The organism is Deltaproteobacteria bacterium, assembly GCA_028818775.1.
Lineage (GTDB): Bacteria > Desulfobacterota > Binatia > UBA9968 > JAJDTQ01 > JAJDTQ01.
In genome coordinates, this window is record JAPPNE010000039.1 from 66,949 (window position 1) to 84,426 (window position 17,478).

Annotated in this window: 16 protein-coding genes; 8 read left to right on the top strand and 8 right to left on the bottom strand. The window is 67.3% G+C overall.

Annotated features, from left to right (window positions below):
* Positions 1-75 precede the first annotated feature (75 nt).
* Complete coding sequence (locus OXU42_03825) at positions 76-834, top strand: outer membrane beta-barrel protein (GenBank protein ID MDE0028519.1); 759 nt, start codon at positions 76-78, stop codon at positions 832-834.
* 54 nt (positions 835-888) lie between these two features.
* On the opposite strand, the gene OXU42_03830 is transcribed toward OXU42_03825, so the two are convergent.
* Both OXU42_03830 and OXU42_03835 read right to left on the bottom strand, forming a co-directional pair.
* A complete protein-coding gene (locus OXU42_03830; protein MDE0028520.1) occupies positions 889-2,418 on the bottom strand; it encodes a mercuric reductase in 1,530 nt (509 codons plus the stop codon).
* Positions 2,419-2,483: 65 nt separating this feature from the next.
* Positions 2,484-3,182: a TVP38/TMEM64 family protein gene (locus OXU42_03835; GenBank protein ID MDE0028521.1), complete on the bottom strand. Its 699-nt coding sequence runs from the start codon at positions 3,180-3,182 to the stop codon at positions 2,484-2,486.
* A 113-nt stretch (positions 3,183-3,295) separates the two neighbouring features.
* Between OXU42_03835 and OXU42_03840 the strand changes: the two genes are divergently transcribed.
* The 4 genes from OXU42_03840 (at position 3,296) to OXU42_03855 (ending at position 7,164) form a co-directional block, all read left to right on the top strand.
* Positions 3,296-4,066, top strand: a complete 771-nt coding sequence (locus OXU42_03840) for a TIGR04282 family arsenosugar biosynthesis glycosyltransferase (protein MDE0028522.1) — start codon at positions 3,296-3,298, stop codon at positions 4,064-4,066.
* A gap of 101 nt (positions 4,067-4,167) precedes the next feature.
* Positions 4,168-4,899 carry an outer membrane beta-barrel protein gene (locus OXU42_03845; GenBank protein MDE0028523.1) on the top strand — a complete coding sequence of 244 codons (732 nt, stop codon included), beginning with the start codon at positions 4,168-4,170 and terminating at the stop codon, positions 4,897-4,899.
* Positions 4,900-4,941: 42 nt separating this feature from the next.
* Positions 4,942-5,589, top strand: a complete 648-nt coding sequence (locus OXU42_03850; protein ID MDE0028524.1) for a hypothetical protein — start codon at positions 4,942-4,944, stop codon at positions 5,587-5,589.
* 120 nt (positions 5,590-5,709) lie between these two features.
* The gene (locus OXU42_03855) at positions 5,710-7,164 is read left to right on the top strand and encodes a mannose-1-phosphate guanylyltransferase/mannose-6-phosphate isomerase (protein ID MDE0028525.1); all 1,455 of its coding nucleotides are present in this window, start codon (positions 5,710-5,712) and stop codon (positions 7,162-7,164) included.
* 17 nt (positions 7,165-7,181) lie between these two features.
* On the opposite strand, the gene OXU42_03860 is transcribed toward OXU42_03855, so the two are convergent.
* From OXU42_03860 to OXU42_03875, 4 genes are all read right to left on the bottom strand, one after another.
* Positions 7,182-8,309, bottom strand: coding sequence for a glycosyltransferase family 2 protein (locus OXU42_03860; GenBank protein ID MDE0028526.1), 1,128 nt, complete (start codon positions 8,307-8,309; stop codon positions 7,182-7,184).
* A gap of 34 nt (positions 8,310-8,343) precedes the next feature.
* Positions 8,344-9,282, bottom strand: coding sequence for a hypothetical protein (locus OXU42_03865; protein ID MDE0028527.1), 939 nt, complete (start codon positions 9,280-9,282; stop codon positions 8,344-8,346).
* Between the two features lie 153 nt (positions 9,283-9,435).
* Positions 9,436-9,786, bottom strand: a complete 351-nt coding sequence (locus OXU42_03870) for an MbcA/ParS/Xre antitoxin family protein (GenBank protein ID MDE0028528.1) — start codon at positions 9,784-9,786, stop codon at positions 9,436-9,438.
* Between the two features lie 130 nt (positions 9,787-9,916).
* A complete protein-coding gene (locus OXU42_03875; protein ID MDE0028529.1) occupies positions 9,917-10,792 on the bottom strand; it encodes a polysaccharide deacetylase family protein in 876 nt (291 codons plus the stop codon).
* Positions 10,793-11,077: 285 nt separating this feature from the next.
* Between OXU42_03875 and OXU42_03880 the strand changes: the two genes are divergently transcribed.
* Entirely contained in the window at positions 11,078-12,208 is a 1,131-nt protein-coding gene (locus OXU42_03880; GenBank protein MDE0028530.1) for a nitronate monooxygenase family protein, read from the top strand.
* A 17-nt stretch (positions 12,209-12,225) separates the two neighbouring features.
* On the opposite strand, the gene OXU42_03885 is transcribed toward OXU42_03880, so the two are convergent.
* Positions 12,226-13,038, bottom strand: coding sequence for an enoyl-CoA hydratase/isomerase family protein (locus tag OXU42_03885; protein MDE0028531.1), 813 nt, complete (start codon positions 13,036-13,038; stop codon positions 12,226-12,228).
* 38 nt (positions 13,039-13,076) lie between these two features.
* Positions 13,077-13,955: a polysaccharide deacetylase family protein gene (locus OXU42_03890; protein MDE0028532.1), complete on the bottom strand. Its 879-nt coding sequence runs from the start codon at positions 13,953-13,955 to the stop codon at positions 13,077-13,079.
* 250 nt (positions 13,956-14,205) lie between these two features.
* Between OXU42_03890 and OXU42_03895 the strand changes: the two genes are divergently transcribed.
* Together OXU42_03895 and OXU42_03900 are read left to right on the top strand one after the other, a co-directional pair.
* A complete protein-coding gene (locus tag OXU42_03895) occupies positions 14,206-15,636 on the top strand; it encodes an efflux RND transporter periplasmic adaptor subunit (GenBank protein MDE0028533.1) in 1,431 nt (476 codons plus the stop codon).
* A gap of 4 nt (positions 15,637-15,640) precedes the next feature.
* Complete coding sequence (locus OXU42_03900; protein MDE0028534.1) at positions 15,641-17,467, top strand: ABC transporter permease; 1,827 nt, start codon at positions 15,641-15,643, stop codon at positions 17,465-17,467.
* The last annotated feature ends 11 nt before the right edge of the window (positions 17,468-17,478 follow it).

A 17,478-nucleotide genomic window follows, 5' to 3' on the forward strand; every position in this document is an offset into this window, starting at 1 on the left:
CGGCGCGCGGCCGGCGGGAAAGCGAGGTTGAGCGGTATGTTCCCGACCGGTTTGTTCGCACGGAAAACAAGGCTCATGGTGGTCGCTGTCCTGGTCGGCGCGTGGATGGCCCCCGGAGCCGTGGTCGCCGGCGATTTCTACCTGCGCGGCGGTCTCGGCCTGGGCCGGTCGGGCGACGCCATCTTCATGGACAAGGACTGTTCCAGCACGGCTCCGGCGGCCTTGTACGGCTGCGGCACGGGCGGAGACGGCGCGCCTTACCGGTCACGCGGCGACTTCGACACGGCGGCGGCGCTCGAAATCGGGCTGGGCTACACGGCCGCGCCGGCGCGCTTCGAGGTTCTGGTCGAATATCGGCCGCGCATCGAGTTCGAGGGCCGCGCCAACTTCCTGGCGCCGGAACGGCGGCAGGAAGTCTCGGCGGACCTGTCGTCCGTTTCGGGGATGCTTGCCGCCTTTGTCGACTTCGCCGGGGTGGGGCTGCCCCGGCTCGGGCCTTTCGATCCGTTCATCGGAGCCGGCCTCGGCGCGGTCCGCAACCGCATCGGGGAGACGCGCATGACGTTTCCGGCAACGACGACCACCGTGCCCGGCGCGAGCCGGACGGACCTGGCCTGGATGGTGACGGCCGGGGTCTCGCTGCCCTTGGACGAGCGCGTGAGCCTGGATATCGCCTGGCGCTACACGCATCTCGGTGAGGTGCGCACGGGGCGGGGCGCGGGCCGGGTGGTCTGGCGCGACGGCAGCCGGGAGCCGTTGCCGCTGGATCTCGCGCCGACCCGGGCGCGGCTCGCGAGCCACGAGGCGCGCCTGTCGCTGCGCTACGCGTTCTGACGGCGCGGCCGGTCGCGGGCCGCTAACGGACCGGGCAATCGCCGGGGCCGGCCGCTACCTCCGGCTCCACGCCAGCCAGCGCTGAAAGATCTTCTTTACCATGGGGGTCAGCCGTGTGCGGTTGAAGGCGTCGCCGGTCTGCTTGATGGCCTCGGCCTGGGTCGGGTAGGGGTGGATGACGTTGGCGATGGTGCCGAGGCCCACCTTGCCGGCCATGGCCAGGGTGATCTCGCTGATCATCTCGCCGGCGTGGCGCGCCACGATGGTGCCGCCGACGATCTTGTCCTTGCCCTTCACGACGTGGATCTTGACGAAGCCTTCCTCCTCGCCGTCGGCCAGGGCGCGGTCCACTTCCTTCAGCTCGCGGACGTAGGTGTCGATGGCGATGCCCTGGCTCTCCGCGTCGCGCTCGTACATGCCCACGTGGGCGATCTCCGGGTCCGTGTAGGTGGCCCAGGGCATGATCAGCGAGCTCAGCTTCTTGCTCTTGTAGAAGAGGGCGTTCTGGATGATGATGCGCGCGGCCGCGTCGGCCGCGTGGGTGAACTTCCAGTCCATGCAGACGTCGCCGCCCGCGAAGATGCGCGAGTTGGTGGTCTGCAGGTAGTCGTTGACCACTACGCCGCGGAACGGGTGGAACTCGACGCCGACGCCTTCGAGGTTCAGGCCGTCCACGTTGGGCGCGCGCCCGGCCCCCACCAGGATCTCGTCCACGGTCACCGAGTCCGCGTTGCCGCCTGCCTCGTAATGGACCACCTTGCGGCCGTTTTCCGTGGCCACGCGGGTAAGGGCGCTGTTGAGCACCAGTTGAATGCCCTCCCGCAGGAACTGCTGTTGGACGATGTCCGCGGCGTCGGCGTCCTCGCGGTTGAGGATGTGGTCGCCGTTGTGGAACAGCACCACCTGGCAGCCCAGGCGCTGGAAGGTCTGCGCCAGCTCGCAGCCGATGGGCCCCGCGCCGATGACCGCCAGCCGTTCCGGGCGCTCGGTGAGAGAGAATACGGTCTCGTTGGTGAGGTAGCCGGCCTCCTCGATGCCGTCGATGGGCGGATGTGGCGCCACCGCCCGGGCGCCGGAGGCGATGACGGCCTTCTTGAAATGGAGCGACTGGCCGTCCACTTCCACGGTCTCCGGACCGGTGAAGCTGGCGTCGCCCAGGAACACGTCGACGCCCAGTTCGGAAAAACGTCTCACCGAATCGTGGTGGCTGATGTGGGAACGGATGCGGCGCATGCGTTCCATGACCGCGCCGAAGTCCACCTGAACGTCACCCGGGCCGCCGATGCCGAACATGTCCGCGTCCCGGATCTCCGCCACCACGCGCGACGAGCGGATGATGCACTTCGACGGGACGCAGCCGACGTTGAGGCAATCGCCGCCGAGGTAGTGGCGTTCGATCAGGGCCACCCTGGCGCCGAGCCCGGCGGCGCCGGCCGCGGTCACGAGCCCGGCCGTGCCCGCGCCGATGACCACCAGGTTGTAACGGTCGGCCGGCGTGGGATTGGTCCAGTCCGCCGGGTGGGTGTTGGAGCCCAACACCTGGTTGTATTCGTCCTGCGGCGACAGTTGTGGAATGTTGCGCATGCTTGCTCTCTCGGGTCGGGAACAGTCTTATCCTGGACGCCGGTGGCTATGGTTTCCGGCGCCTCCTATGGCGCTTTCGCGTTCCTGCGCTTGTTGACCAGCTCGATGGACTTCTTGGCGATGAGGGGGAACAGGCCGAGCAGCGCGAACGACAGCAGGAGCGTAGGGGACAGAATGCCCGCCAGCGAATCGATCTGGGCCAGTTGGGTGCCGGCGTTCACGTAGACGATGGTGCCGGGAAACATGCCCAGTTGGCTGACGAAAAAGAACTGCACCGTGCGGATGGGCGTGAGCCCCATTACCAGGTTGATGACGAAGAAGGGAATGACCGGGATCAGCCGCATGGTGAAGAGGTAGAACATTCCCTCGTTGGCGATGCCGTTGTTGATGGTCTCGAGCCTGTCGCCGAACTTCCCCTGGATGCTGTCCCGCAGAAGGAAACGTGCCACCAGGAAGGCCAGGGTGGCGCCGATGGTGCTGCAGAAGGAGACAATGATCGTGCCGGTGATCACCCCGAACAGCGCGCCGCCCAACAGCGTCATGATGGCCGCGCCCGGAAGCGAGAGCGCCGTCACGGCGATGTAGATCGCGGCGTAGGCGGTGATGGTGGTGGCGGGGTTCTGCTGGTAGTAGCCCAGGTAGGCATCGCGCTGCGCCTTGATGAACTCGAGGTTGAAGTACATCCCGAGATCGAAGACGAAAAAGCTCGCGATGAGAGCGGCCACGACCACCACCAACGCTATCTTGCCAATCCGTTGAGTCATGAAAGGATGTCTCCCAGAGTGTCTCGGGATTCCCTCTGTTCCCTGCAAGATTACCAAGCGTCCTTGCGCCGGCGCGTTCGTTTATAGTTGATTTGGTGCCGCAGGTAAATTCCGTGAACAGTGAATCTTTTCTCAAACGCGCGGCGGGCGCGCGGCGGTCCGGCTCCCGAGCGGAACTTCCGCGCCATGACTTGCCCGCCGTGGCGGTCATGGCGCGGGCGCCGAGGCCGGGAGCCGTCAAGACCCGGCTGTGCCCGCCGCTGACCCATGCGGAGGCGGCGGACTTCTACGCCTGCGTGCTCCAGGACGTCCTCGACCACTTGGCGCGTTCGGAGCGTTGGGACACCTGGGTGGCCTACGCCGAACGAAGCCGAGGCTATTTCGCGCGTTTCCCGGAGCTGACCACGACCCTGCTGCCGCAGCGCGGCGATTCCCTCGGCGCGCGCATGCATGGCGTGTTCACCGACTTGCGGGACGAGGGTTACCGCCAGGTGGTCGTGGTGGGCAGCGACATCCCCACCCTGAGCGCGGGCGCGGTGGGGAGTGCCTGCGAGTTGCTGCGGCAGGACGCCTGCGACGTGGTGCTGGGCCCGGCGGACGACGGCGGTTACTATCTCATCGGCCTCAACAGGCCGGTGGAGGAACTCTTCCAGGGCGTCGCCTGGAGCACGGCGACCGTGCTCGATCAGACCCTGGACAAGGCCCGGCGACTCGGTCTGCGTGTGCGCACGGTCGCCCGCACCTACGACGTCGATTCGGCCGCGGACCTGGAGCGGTTGCGCCGAGACTTCGAAGCGTCCGCCGATCTGCGCGCCGGCCGTCCCAGGACGCGCCGCTGGCTCCTCGAATGGGCCTCCCTGGCGGACGGTCGGGAGTCCGGGTGAAAACGCCCGTAATTTTCGCCGCCATGGGAGGACCTGCTAGACTGTGTCTCATGACAGGTTCCAGGAGAATCGTCCTTCTTGCCTCAGGTTGCCTGGTCTTGATGCTCCTGACGCTCGCGTTCGCCGGTGGCCTCCGCCCGGCGTCCGCCGCCATGGCCTGGGGAGACGCTTACGCGGGCCTGTTCGTCGCCGCTGCCAGGACCGAGAACCGGATCATCGATCCCAGCGGCTTCGCCAACTGGGGCAGACCCGGCTGGGCCACGGACTACGACGACGGCGATTTCGTCTGGGGTTTTCTGGTGGGCAGGAAGTTCGCCCTGGAAAGGGCGCGCTTCAGGCTTGAGCTGGACGGCGCCTGGGGCAACGTGTCGGCACACTCGGACCGCGTCGATCCCGGCGGCAGGGACGAGACGGCGCGGGCGGCTGTCCGGTGGGCGGCCACCGCACGTCTGGGCCTCGAACACAGGGAAGGGCCGGTGACGGTGTTCATCAACGGCGGCGCGGCGCTGGCCCGGATCACGAACTCGCTGACCGACATCGACTTCTCCCCGGACATGCCGGCCCGGTTCGACCCCGACGATTCGTTCCTCCACAACGCCACGCGAATCGGTTGGGTGCTCGGGGTCGGCATCGAGGCGCCCTTGGCGGACGGCTGGAAGTGGCGGCTGGACGGTTCGTATCTTGGTTTCGGCCGCGGCACCCACCGCGTGAACCGCTCCGGAAACAACCCGTGCGGGCCTGGCGGCCCTCGGCGGGCTTGTCCCTACCGGGTCGAGAACCACCTGATATTGTTGCGCCTCGCGGTGATCCGCCGGTTCGACCTGTGGCGCTGACGTGAGAGCGGAGTAGCGGTCGGGAGTTCCGGGAGTTCAGGCATGGCGGGCACCGTCCTTCTCGTCGTTCATATCGCCGCCGGCGCGGTGGCGTTGGCGGTAGCGGCCATCGCCCTTTCGACGGCAAAGGGCCGGGTGCATCACATACGGGCAGGGCGGGTCTATGCCGCGGCCATGTCGCTGGTGTGCGTCACCGCGCTGCCGTTGGCGATCCTCGGGGCCGACGTCGTGCTGCTGCTGGTCGCCGTCTTCAGCTTCTATCTCGTGTTCGCCGGCTGGCGCTTCGCCCGCAACGCCGGCGGTTGGCCGCGGCCGGTGGACTGGGCCGCCGCGGTGATCATGGGCGTTACCGGGCTCGGCATGTGGGGCCATGGCGCCGTGCTGTTCCTGCGGGGGGATTCGCAGTGGGTGACCATGGCCGTGTTCGGATTCATTGCCGTGGCCCTGAGCGCCGTCGACCTGCGTTATCACCGCGCATCGCCCCGGCCCGGCCGGCAACGCATCGCCCGCCATCTCACCAACATGCTGGCCGGGACCATTGCCACCGTCACCGCGGTCGTGGTGGTCAATGTCGCCACCCGGCCGGCATGGCTGGCGTGGATTCTTCCCACCCTCCTCATCACCCCGCTGATCGCATGGTGGAACCGGCGGGTCCTGCGGGGGAGGGACAGCACGCCAGGAATCCGGTAACGAGCGCCCTTCGCATGCCAGGGGATCGGGAGCAGCGAAAACCTGTATGCCGCCGCCCGGTCTCTGGTATAGTTACACAGACCGCGTTTCAGTTCCTGGATTCGAGTTGAGTTGGCCGCGATGAGCCACGTCCTGTTCCCCGTGATTCTCTCGGGTGGCGCCGGTACCCGGCTCTGGCCGCTGTCCCGCGAACTCCATCCGAAGCAGTTCATTCCGCTGGTGGAAGAACATACCCTGCTCCAGGCCACCGCCCGGCGCCTGGCCGCCCTCAGCGAGTTGCGGGCGCCCATCGTAGTATGCAACGAAGCCCACCGGTTCATGGTGGCCGAGCAGCTCGAGGGCATCGGCGTGGAACCCGCGGCCGTGCTGCTGGAGCCGCAGGGACGAAACACCGCGCCCGCGATTGCCGCGGCGGCGTTGGCTGCGCTCGCGCTTGGCGACGAAGACCCCATCCTGCTGGTGCTTCCGGCCGACCACGTGATCGGCGACGAGAACCGGTTCGCAAGCGCGGTGCGGAACGCGATCCTGGAGGCTGCCGCCGGTCACCTCGTGACCTTCGGGGTTACTCCCGCCTACGCGGAAACCGGGTACGGCTACATCAAGGCCGCCGGCCGCACCGGCGTCAGCGATGACGGCCGCAAGGTCGAGCGGTTCGTGGAGAAGCCGGATGCGGGAGAGGCCGCCGGCTACCTCGAAGAGGGCGGCTACTACTGGAACAGCGGCATGTTCGTGTTCCCGGCCTCAAGATATCTGGATGAACTCGGCTTACACGAGCCGGCGGTCCGGGACGCGGTGGCGCGGGCACACCGCAACGCGGTGGAGGACGTGGGCTTCCTGCGGCTGGAGGCGCGTTCCTTTTCGTCGTCTCCGGCCGTCTCGGTGGACTACGCGGTCATGGAGCACACCTCGGACGCCGTGATGGTCCCGCTCGAAGCGGGTTGGTCCGACATCGGCTCGTGGGCAGCGCTTGCCGATATGGCCCCCGGGGACGAAGCTGGCAACGTCACCCGGGGCGACACTATCCTGGAACGGGTCCACGATAGCTACGTCCGCGCCGGGGATCGTTTGGTGGCCGCGGTGGGGGTGTCCGGTCTCGTCATCGTGGACACCGCCGACGCGCTGCTGGTAGCGCGCAAGGACGCGGTTCGTGACACGGGCAAGGTGGCGGCGGCGCTCAGGTCGGCAGGCCGGGAGGAGCATCGGGTTCACCGCAAGGTCCACCGCCCCTGGGGCGCGTTCCACGATGTGCTCGTGGGCTCGGGATTCAAGGTGAAGCACATCGTCGTCCGTCCCAGCCACGCGCTGTCCCTGCAGTCGCACGAGTATCGCTCCGAGCACTGGACCGTCGTCCGCGGCACCGCGCGGGTCACCCGGGGAGAAGAAACCTTCGTGTTGTCGGAGAACCAGTCCACTTATATTCCCCGGAGGACGAAACACCGGTTGGCGAATCCCGATACCGTTCCGCTGGAGGTGGTGGAGGTCCAGTGCGGGGATTACCTGGAAGAGGACGACATCGTCCGTTACGAGGATGCCTACGGCCGCACGGACCCCGGTGAACCGGAGCCGAGCGATTGAGCCCGGTGAGGCACACGTCAGTGTCCGGTCTCGGTGCGGCGTCCGTAGACGTAGAGATCGGCAACCAGAAAGTTGACGATGCTGCCGAGGCTGACGCCGCAAAAGAACGCCAGCAGGCGGTGGCGGTCGAAGAGGTCCACGTAGCTCGTAAGCAGGGCGTAGCTGCCGACGTTCACCGCGAGGCCCACGAGGCTGCTCGCCGTAAACTTGGCCAGCTGGCCCAGGTGAGGCTGCCGCGCCCGTTCGCTGAAGGTCAGGCCACGGTTGAGTGCCCAGTTCCAACCCACGGCGGGCCAGAAGGAAAGGAAGCGGGCCAAGCGGTGCTCGATGCCGGCCCACTGGAGGCCGAGATAGCAGGCGAGGTCGACGACGAGCCCGCTGGCGCCCACCGCGCTGAAGAAAGGGACGCGGGCCAGGCTGCCGAACTTGTGGTTGTAAAGGCGGGAGAGGTGGCGCACGAAGCGGATCTGCTGACGCCAGTTCATTTTGCTGAGGCCCACGCTGCGGTCGCGGAAATCGATGGAGACCTCCCGCACCCGCAACCGTCCGCGTACCATGAGCTCCAGCGCGATCTTGTAGCCCATGGGCCGGAGGGTTCGGAGATCGGGTAGCGCGCTGCGGCGGGTGGCGAAGAACCCCGCCATGGGGTCGGCGCACTTCACCAGAGGGCGCGCCAGCCAGGTCGCCAGCCGCGAGTTCAGCACGCGGTAGAGGCTCCAGGAGCTGTCCACACTACCGCCCGGGGCATAGCGGCTGCCGATGACCATGTCGCAACCGCCGTCGAGGGCGGCCAGCAAGTCGACGATGCGCTCGGGGGGATGCGACAGGTCCGCGTCCATCACCACCAGCCGGTCGAAGCGGCTCAGCCGGATCCCCTCGATGACCGCCAGCGACAGATCCCGGGGCGGCTCGCGGCGGACCACCATGCGCACCGGCAGGCGCCGCGAGAGCTCCGAGACCACGGCCTCGCTGCCGTCGCCGGAATCGTCGTCCACCAGCAACAGCTCCCATTCGAGACCGGTTCCGGACAGCGCCGCGTCGATGCGTTCCGCCAGCGGCGCGATGTTTGCCGCCTCGCGGAACGTCGGCACGACGATGGAGACATTGCGGTCGGCGGTCTCGGGGGCAGGGGACGTGTTCGGCATGTTTTCGTCCAGGCACACAGGGTAGCATTACGTGCTAGTTCTCAATAGTGCCCGGGGTGGACGCGCCGCGGCGGGTGGCCAGTTCGGCGTAGCAGTAGGCTAGGGCCAGCCCGCGGTAGGGCCGCCAGCGTTCGGCGAAGGCGCGCATCTCGTCTTCGGTGGCCTTGCCGGTCCTGCCCAACAGGCCCTGAGCCACGTACTTGACCACTCCCAGGTCGCCGGCGGGGAACGTGTCCGGACGCGCCAGTCCGCGCATCAGCGCGATCTCGGCCGACCAGCGGCCGATGCCCTTTATGGCGGTCAAACGCTCGACGACCTGTTCGTCCGGCAGCGCAGACAGCCCGCGGAGCGTGACATCGGAGGCGAAGGCCTCGCCCAGCCGGACCAGCGTGCCCGCCTTGGCGTTGCTCAGCCGGAAGCCGCGCATGGACTCTAGGGTCTGCCCGGCGAACCGGCGCGGCTCGGGAAACGCGTGGTAGGTGCGCCCCTGTCGGCGCCACCTGCGGCCGAAGCTTTCGACGAGCGCCTTCTTGATGGAGTACGCAAACGTCAGGTTGACCTGCTGGGACAGGACCGCGGTGACCAGCGCCTCGAACAGCGTCGGACTGCCCGTGACCCGCAGCCCGCGGAACCGGCTCACCATCGGCGCCAGCAGCCCGTCCCCGCGCGCCATGCGGTAGAACGGCCGGAGGTCGAGGTCCGTGCACAGGACGTGGCGGAGCTGCGCCGCGAACCCGGCGAGCTTGAGGGGAGCTCTGGAGGGACTGTGCAAGACCACGGCCAGCCGCGGCTTGGCCACCGTCCCGGCGTTGGTCACCGTGGCCAACGCGAGCTGCCGGCCGTCCGCCAGGAGGCGCCGATATTGACCGTCCTCCACGAGGTCGACGCTCTCGCTCGCGAAACGCATGAAGCGCGCGACGGTGAAGTCGAACGAATACGGCGCCCGCGGGATGATCTCGAACGAGTGCGTCACGGGAGAGGCTTCGCGACAACTCCGCCCTGGTCTGTCGGAGCAGAACCCTGCATGCTAGCGTGGTGTTTGGTTAATTCGCAGCATAATCTGCGGGTCTTTTTTGTCGTCGGCCGCGTTGCTCTTCCTCGCGTGGTACCCGCCATCGGCAGGTGATCAGGCGTATCCGCCAGCCATGACCCGGTTCAGATAGGCGTGTACGTGATCCGCTTTGCCTTGACGCAGCAAGAGATCGGGAGTGGCACCGCCGAACCCTGGTAGCGGCTCGGAACGGAACCAGGCGTAAGCCGCGAGGGTCGAGCCGGTTTCGTTCTCGACACGGTTCAGTATCTCCAACATCTGGCGCAGACGAACCTGGGTCTTTCGCCCCCGGATTCTCGACGTTCGTGAGAGCGCGTCCTTGCCAAGCCCCAAAGTCCCGGCGATCTCCGATTTGGTGGTGCGGAGCGCGGATGCGATAAGGACCGGCGAGAACACCTCATCCTTGACAAATTCGTGGAACAGCATAGCGAAACCACATATTTTGCACCTACTTTAGCGGCAATTTGAAGCGTGTATACAAGACAAGGACGCTCTACTATCGTCAATCGATGGCCGTGGAACTTGTTGGAGTCGGGGAAGATTCCCCGGCAAGGTCCTACGGCCTCCCCGGATCCTCGTAGTAGTGCTCGTAGTACCACTCCGCGATCTCTCCCCCGGTTGTCACCCACACGCGGTCGTGGGAGCGGATGTACTCCAGCGCGAGGTCGAGGTACTTGATGCGGAGCGGCACGCCGATGATGAAAGGGTGCAGGGGGATGCACAAGACCGTGCCGTTCCGTTCGCCATCGCGGTAGAGCACGTCGAACTGGTCGCACACCTGCCGGAGGTATTCGCTGGGGGTGTAGTTGGAGCGCAGGAAGAAGTTGATGTCGTTCAGGCCCTGCTCATAGGGCATGGCGATCATGCGGCCGGTCTTCACGCGCATCGCCACAGGCTGGTCGTCGAAGCCCCAGTCGCACAGGTAGTCGAAACCCGCGGCCGCGAGGTGGTCCGGGGTGTCGAAGGTTTCGGCCAGCGCCGGGCCGAGCCAGCCGCGAGGCGCCTTGCCGGTGGCCTCCGCGATCTCGTCGTGTACCTGTTTGACGACGGAGAATTCGTCCGCCGCGGGATAGGCGGTCAGGGGAAGGTTGTTGGTGACGCCGTGGCCCAGCCACTCCCAGTCCCGCTTGACTCCCTCCTCGATGATCTCCCGGTGGTGGATGCACACCTCGGAGTTCAACTGGGCGCTGGCGCGGATGCCGTGCTTGTCCAGCACCTCCATCATCCGGAACACCCCCACCCGGGCGCCGTAGTCGCGCTGGGCGTAGCCGCGCACGTCCGGCACCTGGGACATGGCGAAGTTGGGTATGGGCTGGTCGAAGTGGAAGTACTCGATGTTGGGACTCACCCAGACGGCCACCCGGGCGTCGTTGGGCCACCGGAGCGCCGGCCGGGTGGTGATGGGCTGATAGTCGTAGCGGCGGTTTTCCATGTGTTCTCCTCTTGGAGCGTCGTTTGTGCGAGCGGTCGCGGGCCGCGCCGGGTCCTGTCATGACGCCCGCCCACGGGGCCGCGCGCCCGCCCGCGCGTGGGAGCGCGGCGTTCGTAAGCTACAGGCCACTAGCATGGCCGGCGCCCGGCTGTCCATTGTGCGGTTCTCAGGTGCAAGGAAAACGGGTCGCGGCCTCCAGGCGCGCGGGACGCCGGCGTCATTGGCAATGCGCGGCGCGACGCGCTAGAGGAGTGGGAACACGTCAACACGCGACGGGAGCTTGCCATGGCGAAGTTGAACACCCCCTTGTGCGATCTGCTCGGCATCGAGCACCCCGTCATCCAGGCGGGCATGGGCTGGGACAGCCGCGGCTCCACCACGCCGCCGAAGCTGGTGGCGGCGGTTTCCGAAGCGGGCGGGCTCGGGGTCATCGGCGGGAGCCCGCTCAAGCCTGAGTTCATTCGCGAGCGCATCCGCGCCGTCCGGGAACGGACGGACCGTCCCTTCGGCGTGGACATCACGCTGCCGCGGCTGGCGCAGACGCCCTACGCGGACGTCGGAAACGTGCGCGAGTTCCTGGAACGCACGCATCCCGACCACGTGCGCTTCGTGCGCGACGCCATCGAGGAGTTCGGGCTCGAGACCCAAGGCCCGGACCCCTGGTCCAAGGTCAAGACCCCGGACATGGTGCAGCGGCAGTTGGACGTGATCCTGCAGGAGGGCGTGCGGGTGCTGGCCGTGGGCCTGGGAGATACCGCGGAGGTGGTGCCGCTGGCCCACGAGCGCGGCATGAAGGTGCTGGCGCTGTGCGGCAACGTCAAGCAGGCGGTGGGGCACGCGGCCAACGGCGTCGACGCGGTCATCGCGCAGGGCTACGAGGCCGGCGGGCACACCGGGCGGATCGCCAACTTCCCGCTGATACCCCAGGTCGTGGACGCGGTCAGCCCCACGCCGGTGGTCGTGGCCGGGGGCATCGCCGACGGGCGCGGTCTGGCCGCGGCGCTCAGCCTGGGAGCGGTGGGGGTGTGGTGCGGCACGGTCTTCCTGGCCAGCGCGGAGAGCGAGATCCACGCCGACTACAAGACCCAACTCATCCAGGGCCGCACCGAGGACTTCGTGCTCGATCGCTTTCCCAGCGGCAAGCCCAGCCGCCACTACCGCAGTCCCGTGATCCGCAAGTGGGAAGAATCGGGCTTGACACCCCTGGAGATGCCGTTCCAGGGGGTGCTCAACGACCAGTTCCGGGTGGCCGCGGAGCAGGGCAGCCGGGTGGACGTGATGAGCGTGCCGGGTGGACAGATCGCCGGGCTGCTCGGAGAGAAGGACGTGCGCCCGGCCGCCGAGATCATCGAGGCCATGGTGCGGCAGGCAGCCGAGGTGCTGAAGGCCGGCGCCGGTCTGGCCGCGGCTGATTGAACGCAACCCGCGCCGCGTCAGGTGTCCGAGCGCCGGTAGCCGGTGTTGGTGCCGCCGCTCTGGGAACGCAGATAGTTCTCCACGTCCGAGAACGTGTCCATCATCAACTGCTGTCGCGCGGCCACGAGCTGGTCCGTGCGCAGGGCCTGAGACCAGGGGAGGTCCTTGCCCACCTGCACGGCGATCTTGGCGGACGCCAGCGCGGCGGGATGGCGCGAGCCGATCTCGCCGGCGAGCTGGAGGGTGACTTCCTCGAGCTCGGCCTCCGGCACCGACGCCGACACCAGGCCGAAGCGGTCCGCATCCGCGCCCGAGAAGTTCCGCCCGCTGAAGTGCATGATGGCCGCCTTCTTGGCCGGAATCCCGGTGTGGTACAGGGAACTCAGGGCCATCTGCCCGAAGCTGCCGCGCACGATCTCGGGCATGCCGATCTTCGCGCTGTCCGCGGCGATGGCGATGTCGTGGCAGGTCATGAGCGCCATGCCGCCGCCGAGGCAGTGGCCGTGCACCTGGGCGATGGTGACCTTGGGATAGTTCCGGAAGCTCTCGTAGAACAGCATGTTGGGGTGGGACCGGTCCCAGTCCCGCGGCGGCTCCTTGTGGAGCGTCCGCAGGTCGTGCAGGTCCGCGCCCGCGCAGTAGCACGGCCCGTTGCCGCGGGTGACGACCACGCGCACGTCGGGGTCGGCGCGCACCGTCTCCAGGGCACCGAGGATCTCCCCGGTCATGGCTTGGCTTAGCGCGTTGCGTTTCTCCGGGCGGTTGAAGCTGATCCGCGCCACCCCGCCGCCGAGCCGTTCCAGCACGATGTAAGACCACTCCTGCGCCATTCCGGTACCCTCTCGGCTCCAGCCACGAGGAGGCTTCCCTAACCGTCCACCCGTCCCGGCGCCTCGTAGTAGTGCTCGTAGTACCACTCGGCGATCTCCCCCGCGGTGGTCTTCCACACGCCGTCGTGGGAACAGATGTAGTCGAGCGCGCGGTCCAGGGCGCCGATGCGGAACGGCATGCCGGTCACGTAGGGGTGCAGCGGGATGCACATGACGCGCCCGGCCTTCTCGCCCTCGCGGTAGAGCGTGTCGAACTGGTCGCACACGATCCGGTAGTATTCCGCCGGCGTGTGGTTGGCGTGCACGAACATCGAGATGTCGTTGATGCCCTGCTGGTACGGCACCACGATCATGCGTCCCGCCTTCACGCGCATGGGCACCGGCTGATCGTCGCAGCCCCAGTCGCACACGTACTCGAACCCCTCCGCGGCGAGAAAGTCCGGCGTGTCGTCGGTTTCCGCCAGCCCCGGCCCGAGCCATCCCTTGGGCGCCTTCCCCGTGGCGTGGGTGATGATGTCGCGCACCTTGCGGATGACCTTGCGCTGCTTCTTGGCGCCGTAGCCGTTCATGCGCGTGTTGTTGTTCATGCCGTGGCCCAGCCACTCCCAGGAGCGCTTGTTGCCCTCCTCGATGATGGCCGGGTGGTGCGCGCACACCTCCGCGTTCAGCAGCACGCTGGCGCGCATCTCGTAGCGGTCGAACACGTCCATCATGCGGAACACGCCCACCCGCGCCCCGTAGTCCCGGAGCGAGTAGGACTGCACGTCCGGCAGCGCCTCGTTGATCCTCGGGATCCCTTTGTCAATGTGAAAACACTCGATGTTGGGCCCCAGCCAGAGCGCCACCCGCGCATCCCCCGGCCAAATCAACCGCGGCCGCTGTATGATCGGACTGTAGTCGTAGCGTGTACTGAGCATCGGCGTCGCCTTTCCGCCGGCGCCGCACTTCACCGAAGTATGCGTGGAGCGCCGCGCCGTGTGTTTACGGTTGTCCGTGTTGAACCTCTACCAGATCGCACGGCGGGTGGCGAGAGCGGTATTCCCTTTCGCCACCCGTGTGCTGTAAATTGCAGCATGAAATGGCCGCCCGACTCCGTCTCGGAAAGGAAACCGTCCACGGTCTAATGACAGGGGGTGTGGCCATCGTGGCGGCAACGGAGCGACAGCGATGAAGCGAATCCTTTGGATCGTTGCTCTTGTCCTGGTTCTGCTGGGAGCAGGGGGCGTTGGGCTGTTCTGGTATGCCCCGGCGCTGGTGGAGAGCAACGTCGGCTCGGTGCGCGGCGGACTTACCTCGCTGAAGAGCAGACTCCTGCCGGCGGAAGAGGCGAAGAACGTGTTTCCCTTCCGCCTTGCCAAGGTCGAGAGGGGCGAGATCTTCTCCCGCATCACCACGACGGGCACGGTGAACCCGGTGTCGTCCGTCACCGTCTCCACCCAGGTGTCCGGCACCATCAAGGATCTCCCGGTGGACGTGCCCATGCGGGTCAAGAAGGGCGACCTGATCGCGCGGCTGGACCAGGACCTGTTCCGGGCGCAGTTGCTGCAGGCGGAAGCCAAGGTCGCAAAGGCCAAGGCCAATCTCGCCAAGGAGCTGGCGGGCGTGGAGATGCTGAAATCCCGGGTGGCGGCGAGCATCGCGGGGACCAAGGCGGCGTTCGAGAGCCTGGAGGAGAAACACCGGCGCAACAAGGATCTCGTGGGTCGCAACCTGATCTCCCGGGAACAGTACGAGTCCATCCAGGCGGAGTACGAACGCGCCTCGGCGCGCTACCGGGAGGAGTCGGCCCGGGTTGACGAGGTCAAGGTCAAGCACGCGGTCATCGCCGGCATACGCGCGGACGTCCAGCAGGCGGAGGCCGAACTGGAGATGGCGCGGGTGCGGCTCAACCGCAGCGTCGTGGTGGCGCCCATCTCGGGCGTGGTGATCCAGAAGACCGTGGAAGCGGGGCAGACGGTGGCGGCAAGCCTTTCGTCACCGCCGCTGGTGAAGATCGCCGAGCTGGAGGAGATGAAGGTCTCCGCCTTTGTCGACGAAGCCGACATCGGCAAGGTGAAGGTCGGACAGGAGGTGGAGTTCTCGGTGGATTCCTACCCGGGGCGCGTCTTCAAGGGCAAGGTGGTGCGCATCTTCCCGTCTCCGCTGATCAAGGACAACGTCGTCACCTACGATACCGAGATCCGGGTTCCCAACAAGGACCTGGCCCTCAAGCCCGGGATGACGGCGAACGTCACCATTATCCTGGCCAGACGGCACGACGTGCTCATCGTCCCCAGCGCGGCGTTGAGGGTGAGCGGCCGGGACATCCGCACGCTCTATCCCGACATGCCCAGACGGGGGCGTCGCGGGCGCGGGCGGCCCAGCGCCGAGCAGAGGCGCCGGTGGATGCTGGAGGGGCGGGGCGCCGTGTGGGTCTACCGGGACGACAAGCCCGCCCGGGCGCGTATCCGCTTCGGCGCCACCGACGCCAAGAACATGGAGATCGTCTCGGGTCTCGAAGCCGACGATCAGGTCATCGTCGGCATCCGCTCCGAGGCCATGAAACGCGCCACCAACACCACGTCGCGCGTGCGCTCACGGATACTGGGAGGTCTCTGACGCCGTGGACCGGTCGCCCGTCATCGAAGTGGACGGCGTCACCAAGGTCTACGATCTTGGCGAGCAGAGAGTGGAGGCCCTGAAGGGCGTGTCGCTCACGATCTTCCAGGGAGAGATCGTGGCGCTCATGGGGCCTTCCGGGTCGGGCAAGTCGACCCTCATGAACCTGCTGGGTTTCCTGGACCGGCCGACCACGGGCCACTACCGCTTGAACGGCGAGGACGTGGGCGACCTTTCGTCCGACGAGATGGCGTGGGTGCGCAACCACGAGATCGGTTTCGTATTCCAGAACTACAACCTCCTGGCCCGGACCACGTCCCTGGAGAATGCGGAACTGCCGGCCCTCTACAACGGAACGCCGTCTTCGGCGGGCCGCCGCAAGGCGCGGGAGATGCTCGGGCTCGTAGGGCTCGGCGAGAGGGAAACGCACCGGCCCACGCAGTTGTCCGGCGGCCAGCAGCAGCGGGTGGCCATCGCCCGGGCGTTGCTCAACGATCCCCGGATCATCCTGGCGGACGAGCCCACGGGGAACCTCGATACCCGCACCGGTGCCGAGATCATCGATCTCTTCAAGACGCTCAACCGGGAGAAGGGCATCACCATCGTGTTCGTGACCCATGACCCCGAGGTGGCGGCCCACGGGCAGCGTATCGTTCACTTCAAGGACGGCCTCGTGGAACGGGAGGAAACCGGGGGCAAGGTCGGCTCGGGTGGGCTCGCGGCGCTTCCGGAAGTCGATGCCGGGGTTCAGGGCGAGGAAGTGGCAGCCGGCGAGGCCGACGACGCCCTTGGCCTCGGCGATCCCGGCAACGGCAGCGGCGTCTCCGACGGCGGCGGCGTGCGCAACGGTCACGGCGCCCAACACGGCAACGGCGGTGACAACGGAAACGGCGGCCGCCGACGCCGGGGCCTGGGTGCCGGCATCCGCGCCAACGTGCGCATCGCGTTGCGGGCCATCCGCGTGAACAAGCTGCGCTCGGCCTTGACCATGCTGGGCGTCATCATCGGCGTCGGTGCGGTCATCGCCATGGTGGCCATCGGCGAAGGCGCCAAGGCCAGGGTGGCCAAGCAAATGGAGCGTCTCGGCAGCAACCGCGTGTCGGTCTATGCCGGCGCGGTGACCCGTGGCGGCCGCCGTGTAAGGGGCGCGCGGATCACGACGCTCACGGAGGCGGACGCCCGGGCCATCCTCGCGGAGGTGCCGGGAGTGGTCCGGGTGGCGCCCCATGTCCGGGGCTCGGCCCAGGTGGTCTACGGCAACAAGAACTGGCATCCGAGCTTCACCGGCACCACGCCGGACTATCTCCGGATCATGAATTGGGGCGTTGATTCGGGCTCAAACTTCACCGAAGACGACATGCTCCTCAACCGCAAGGTGGTCCTGATCGGCCAGACCGTGGCCAAGGAGCTGTTCGGCGACGAGTATCCCATCGGCCAGACTCTCCGGATGAAGCACATCCCGTTCGAGGTGGTGGGCGTGCTCAAGGAGCGGGGGACGTCCTCGTTCGCCGGCGACCTCGACGACGTCGTCATCGTCCCGTTGGGGACCGCGCAAAGGAAACTCCTGGGGATACGCTACGTGCGCGGCATCGAGGTCAGCGCCGAGAGCAAGCAGGCCACCTCCGACGTTCAGGACGGAATCACCGCGCTGTTGCGGGTGCGCCACAAGATCACCGGCACCAAGCTGGACGACTTCCGGGTGCGCAACCGCACCGACATCGTCGAGGAGGGCGAGACGGCCGCCCACACCCAGGGGGAACACCACGCGGGCCTCGCCGGCGTGGCGCGGGTGGTGGGGGGGATAGGCATAATTAACAAAATTCTGGTTTAGGTGGCCGAGCG

Coding starts and splice junctions, on each gene's coding strand:
- OXU42_03825 (MDE0028519.1), top strand. CDS start 76: ATGGTGGTCGCTGTCCTGGTCGGCGCGTGGATGGCCCCCGGAGCCGTG.
- OXU42_03830 (MDE0028520.1), bottom strand. CDS start 2,418: ATGCGCAACATTCCACAACTGTCGCCGCAGGACGAATACAACCAGGTG.
- OXU42_03835 (MDE0028521.1), bottom strand. CDS start 3,182: ATGACTCAACGGATTGGCAAGATAGCGTTGGTGGTGGTCGTGGCCGCT.
- OXU42_03845 (MDE0028523.1), top strand. CDS start 4,168: ATGCTCCTGACGCTCGCGTTCGCCGGTGGCCTCCGCCCGGCGTCCGCC.
- OXU42_03850 (MDE0028524.1), top strand. CDS start 4,942: ATGGCGGGCACCGTCCTTCTCGTCGTTCATATCGCCGCCGGCGCGGTG.
- OXU42_03855 (MDE0028525.1), top strand. CDS start 5,710: ATGAGCCACGTCCTGTTCCCCGTGATTCTCTCGGGTGGCGCCGGTACC.
- OXU42_03860 (MDE0028526.1), bottom strand. CDS start 8,309: ATGCCGAACACGTCCCCTGCCCCCGAGACCGCCGACCGCAATGTCTCC.
- OXU42_03870 (MDE0028528.1), bottom strand. CDS start 9,786: ATGCTGTTCCACGAATTTGTCAAGGATGAGGTGTTCTCGCCGGTCCTT.
- OXU42_03875 (MDE0028529.1), bottom strand. CDS start 10,792: ATGGAAAACCGCCGCTACGACTATCAGCCCATCACCACCCGGCCGGCG.
- OXU42_03880 (MDE0028530.1), top strand. CDS start 11,078: ATGGCGAAGTTGAACACCCCCTTGTGCGATCTGCTCGGCATCGAGCAC.
- OXU42_03885 (MDE0028531.1), bottom strand. CDS start 13,038: ATGGCGCAGGAGTGGTCTTACATCGTGCTGGAACGGCTCGGCGGCGGG.
- OXU42_03890 (MDE0028532.1), bottom strand. CDS start 13,955: ATGCTCAGTACACGCTACGACTACAGTCCGATCATACAGCGGCCGCGG.
- OXU42_03895 (MDE0028533.1), top strand. CDS start 14,206: ATGAAGCGAATCCTTTGGATCGTTGCTCTTGTCCTGGTTCTGCTGGGA.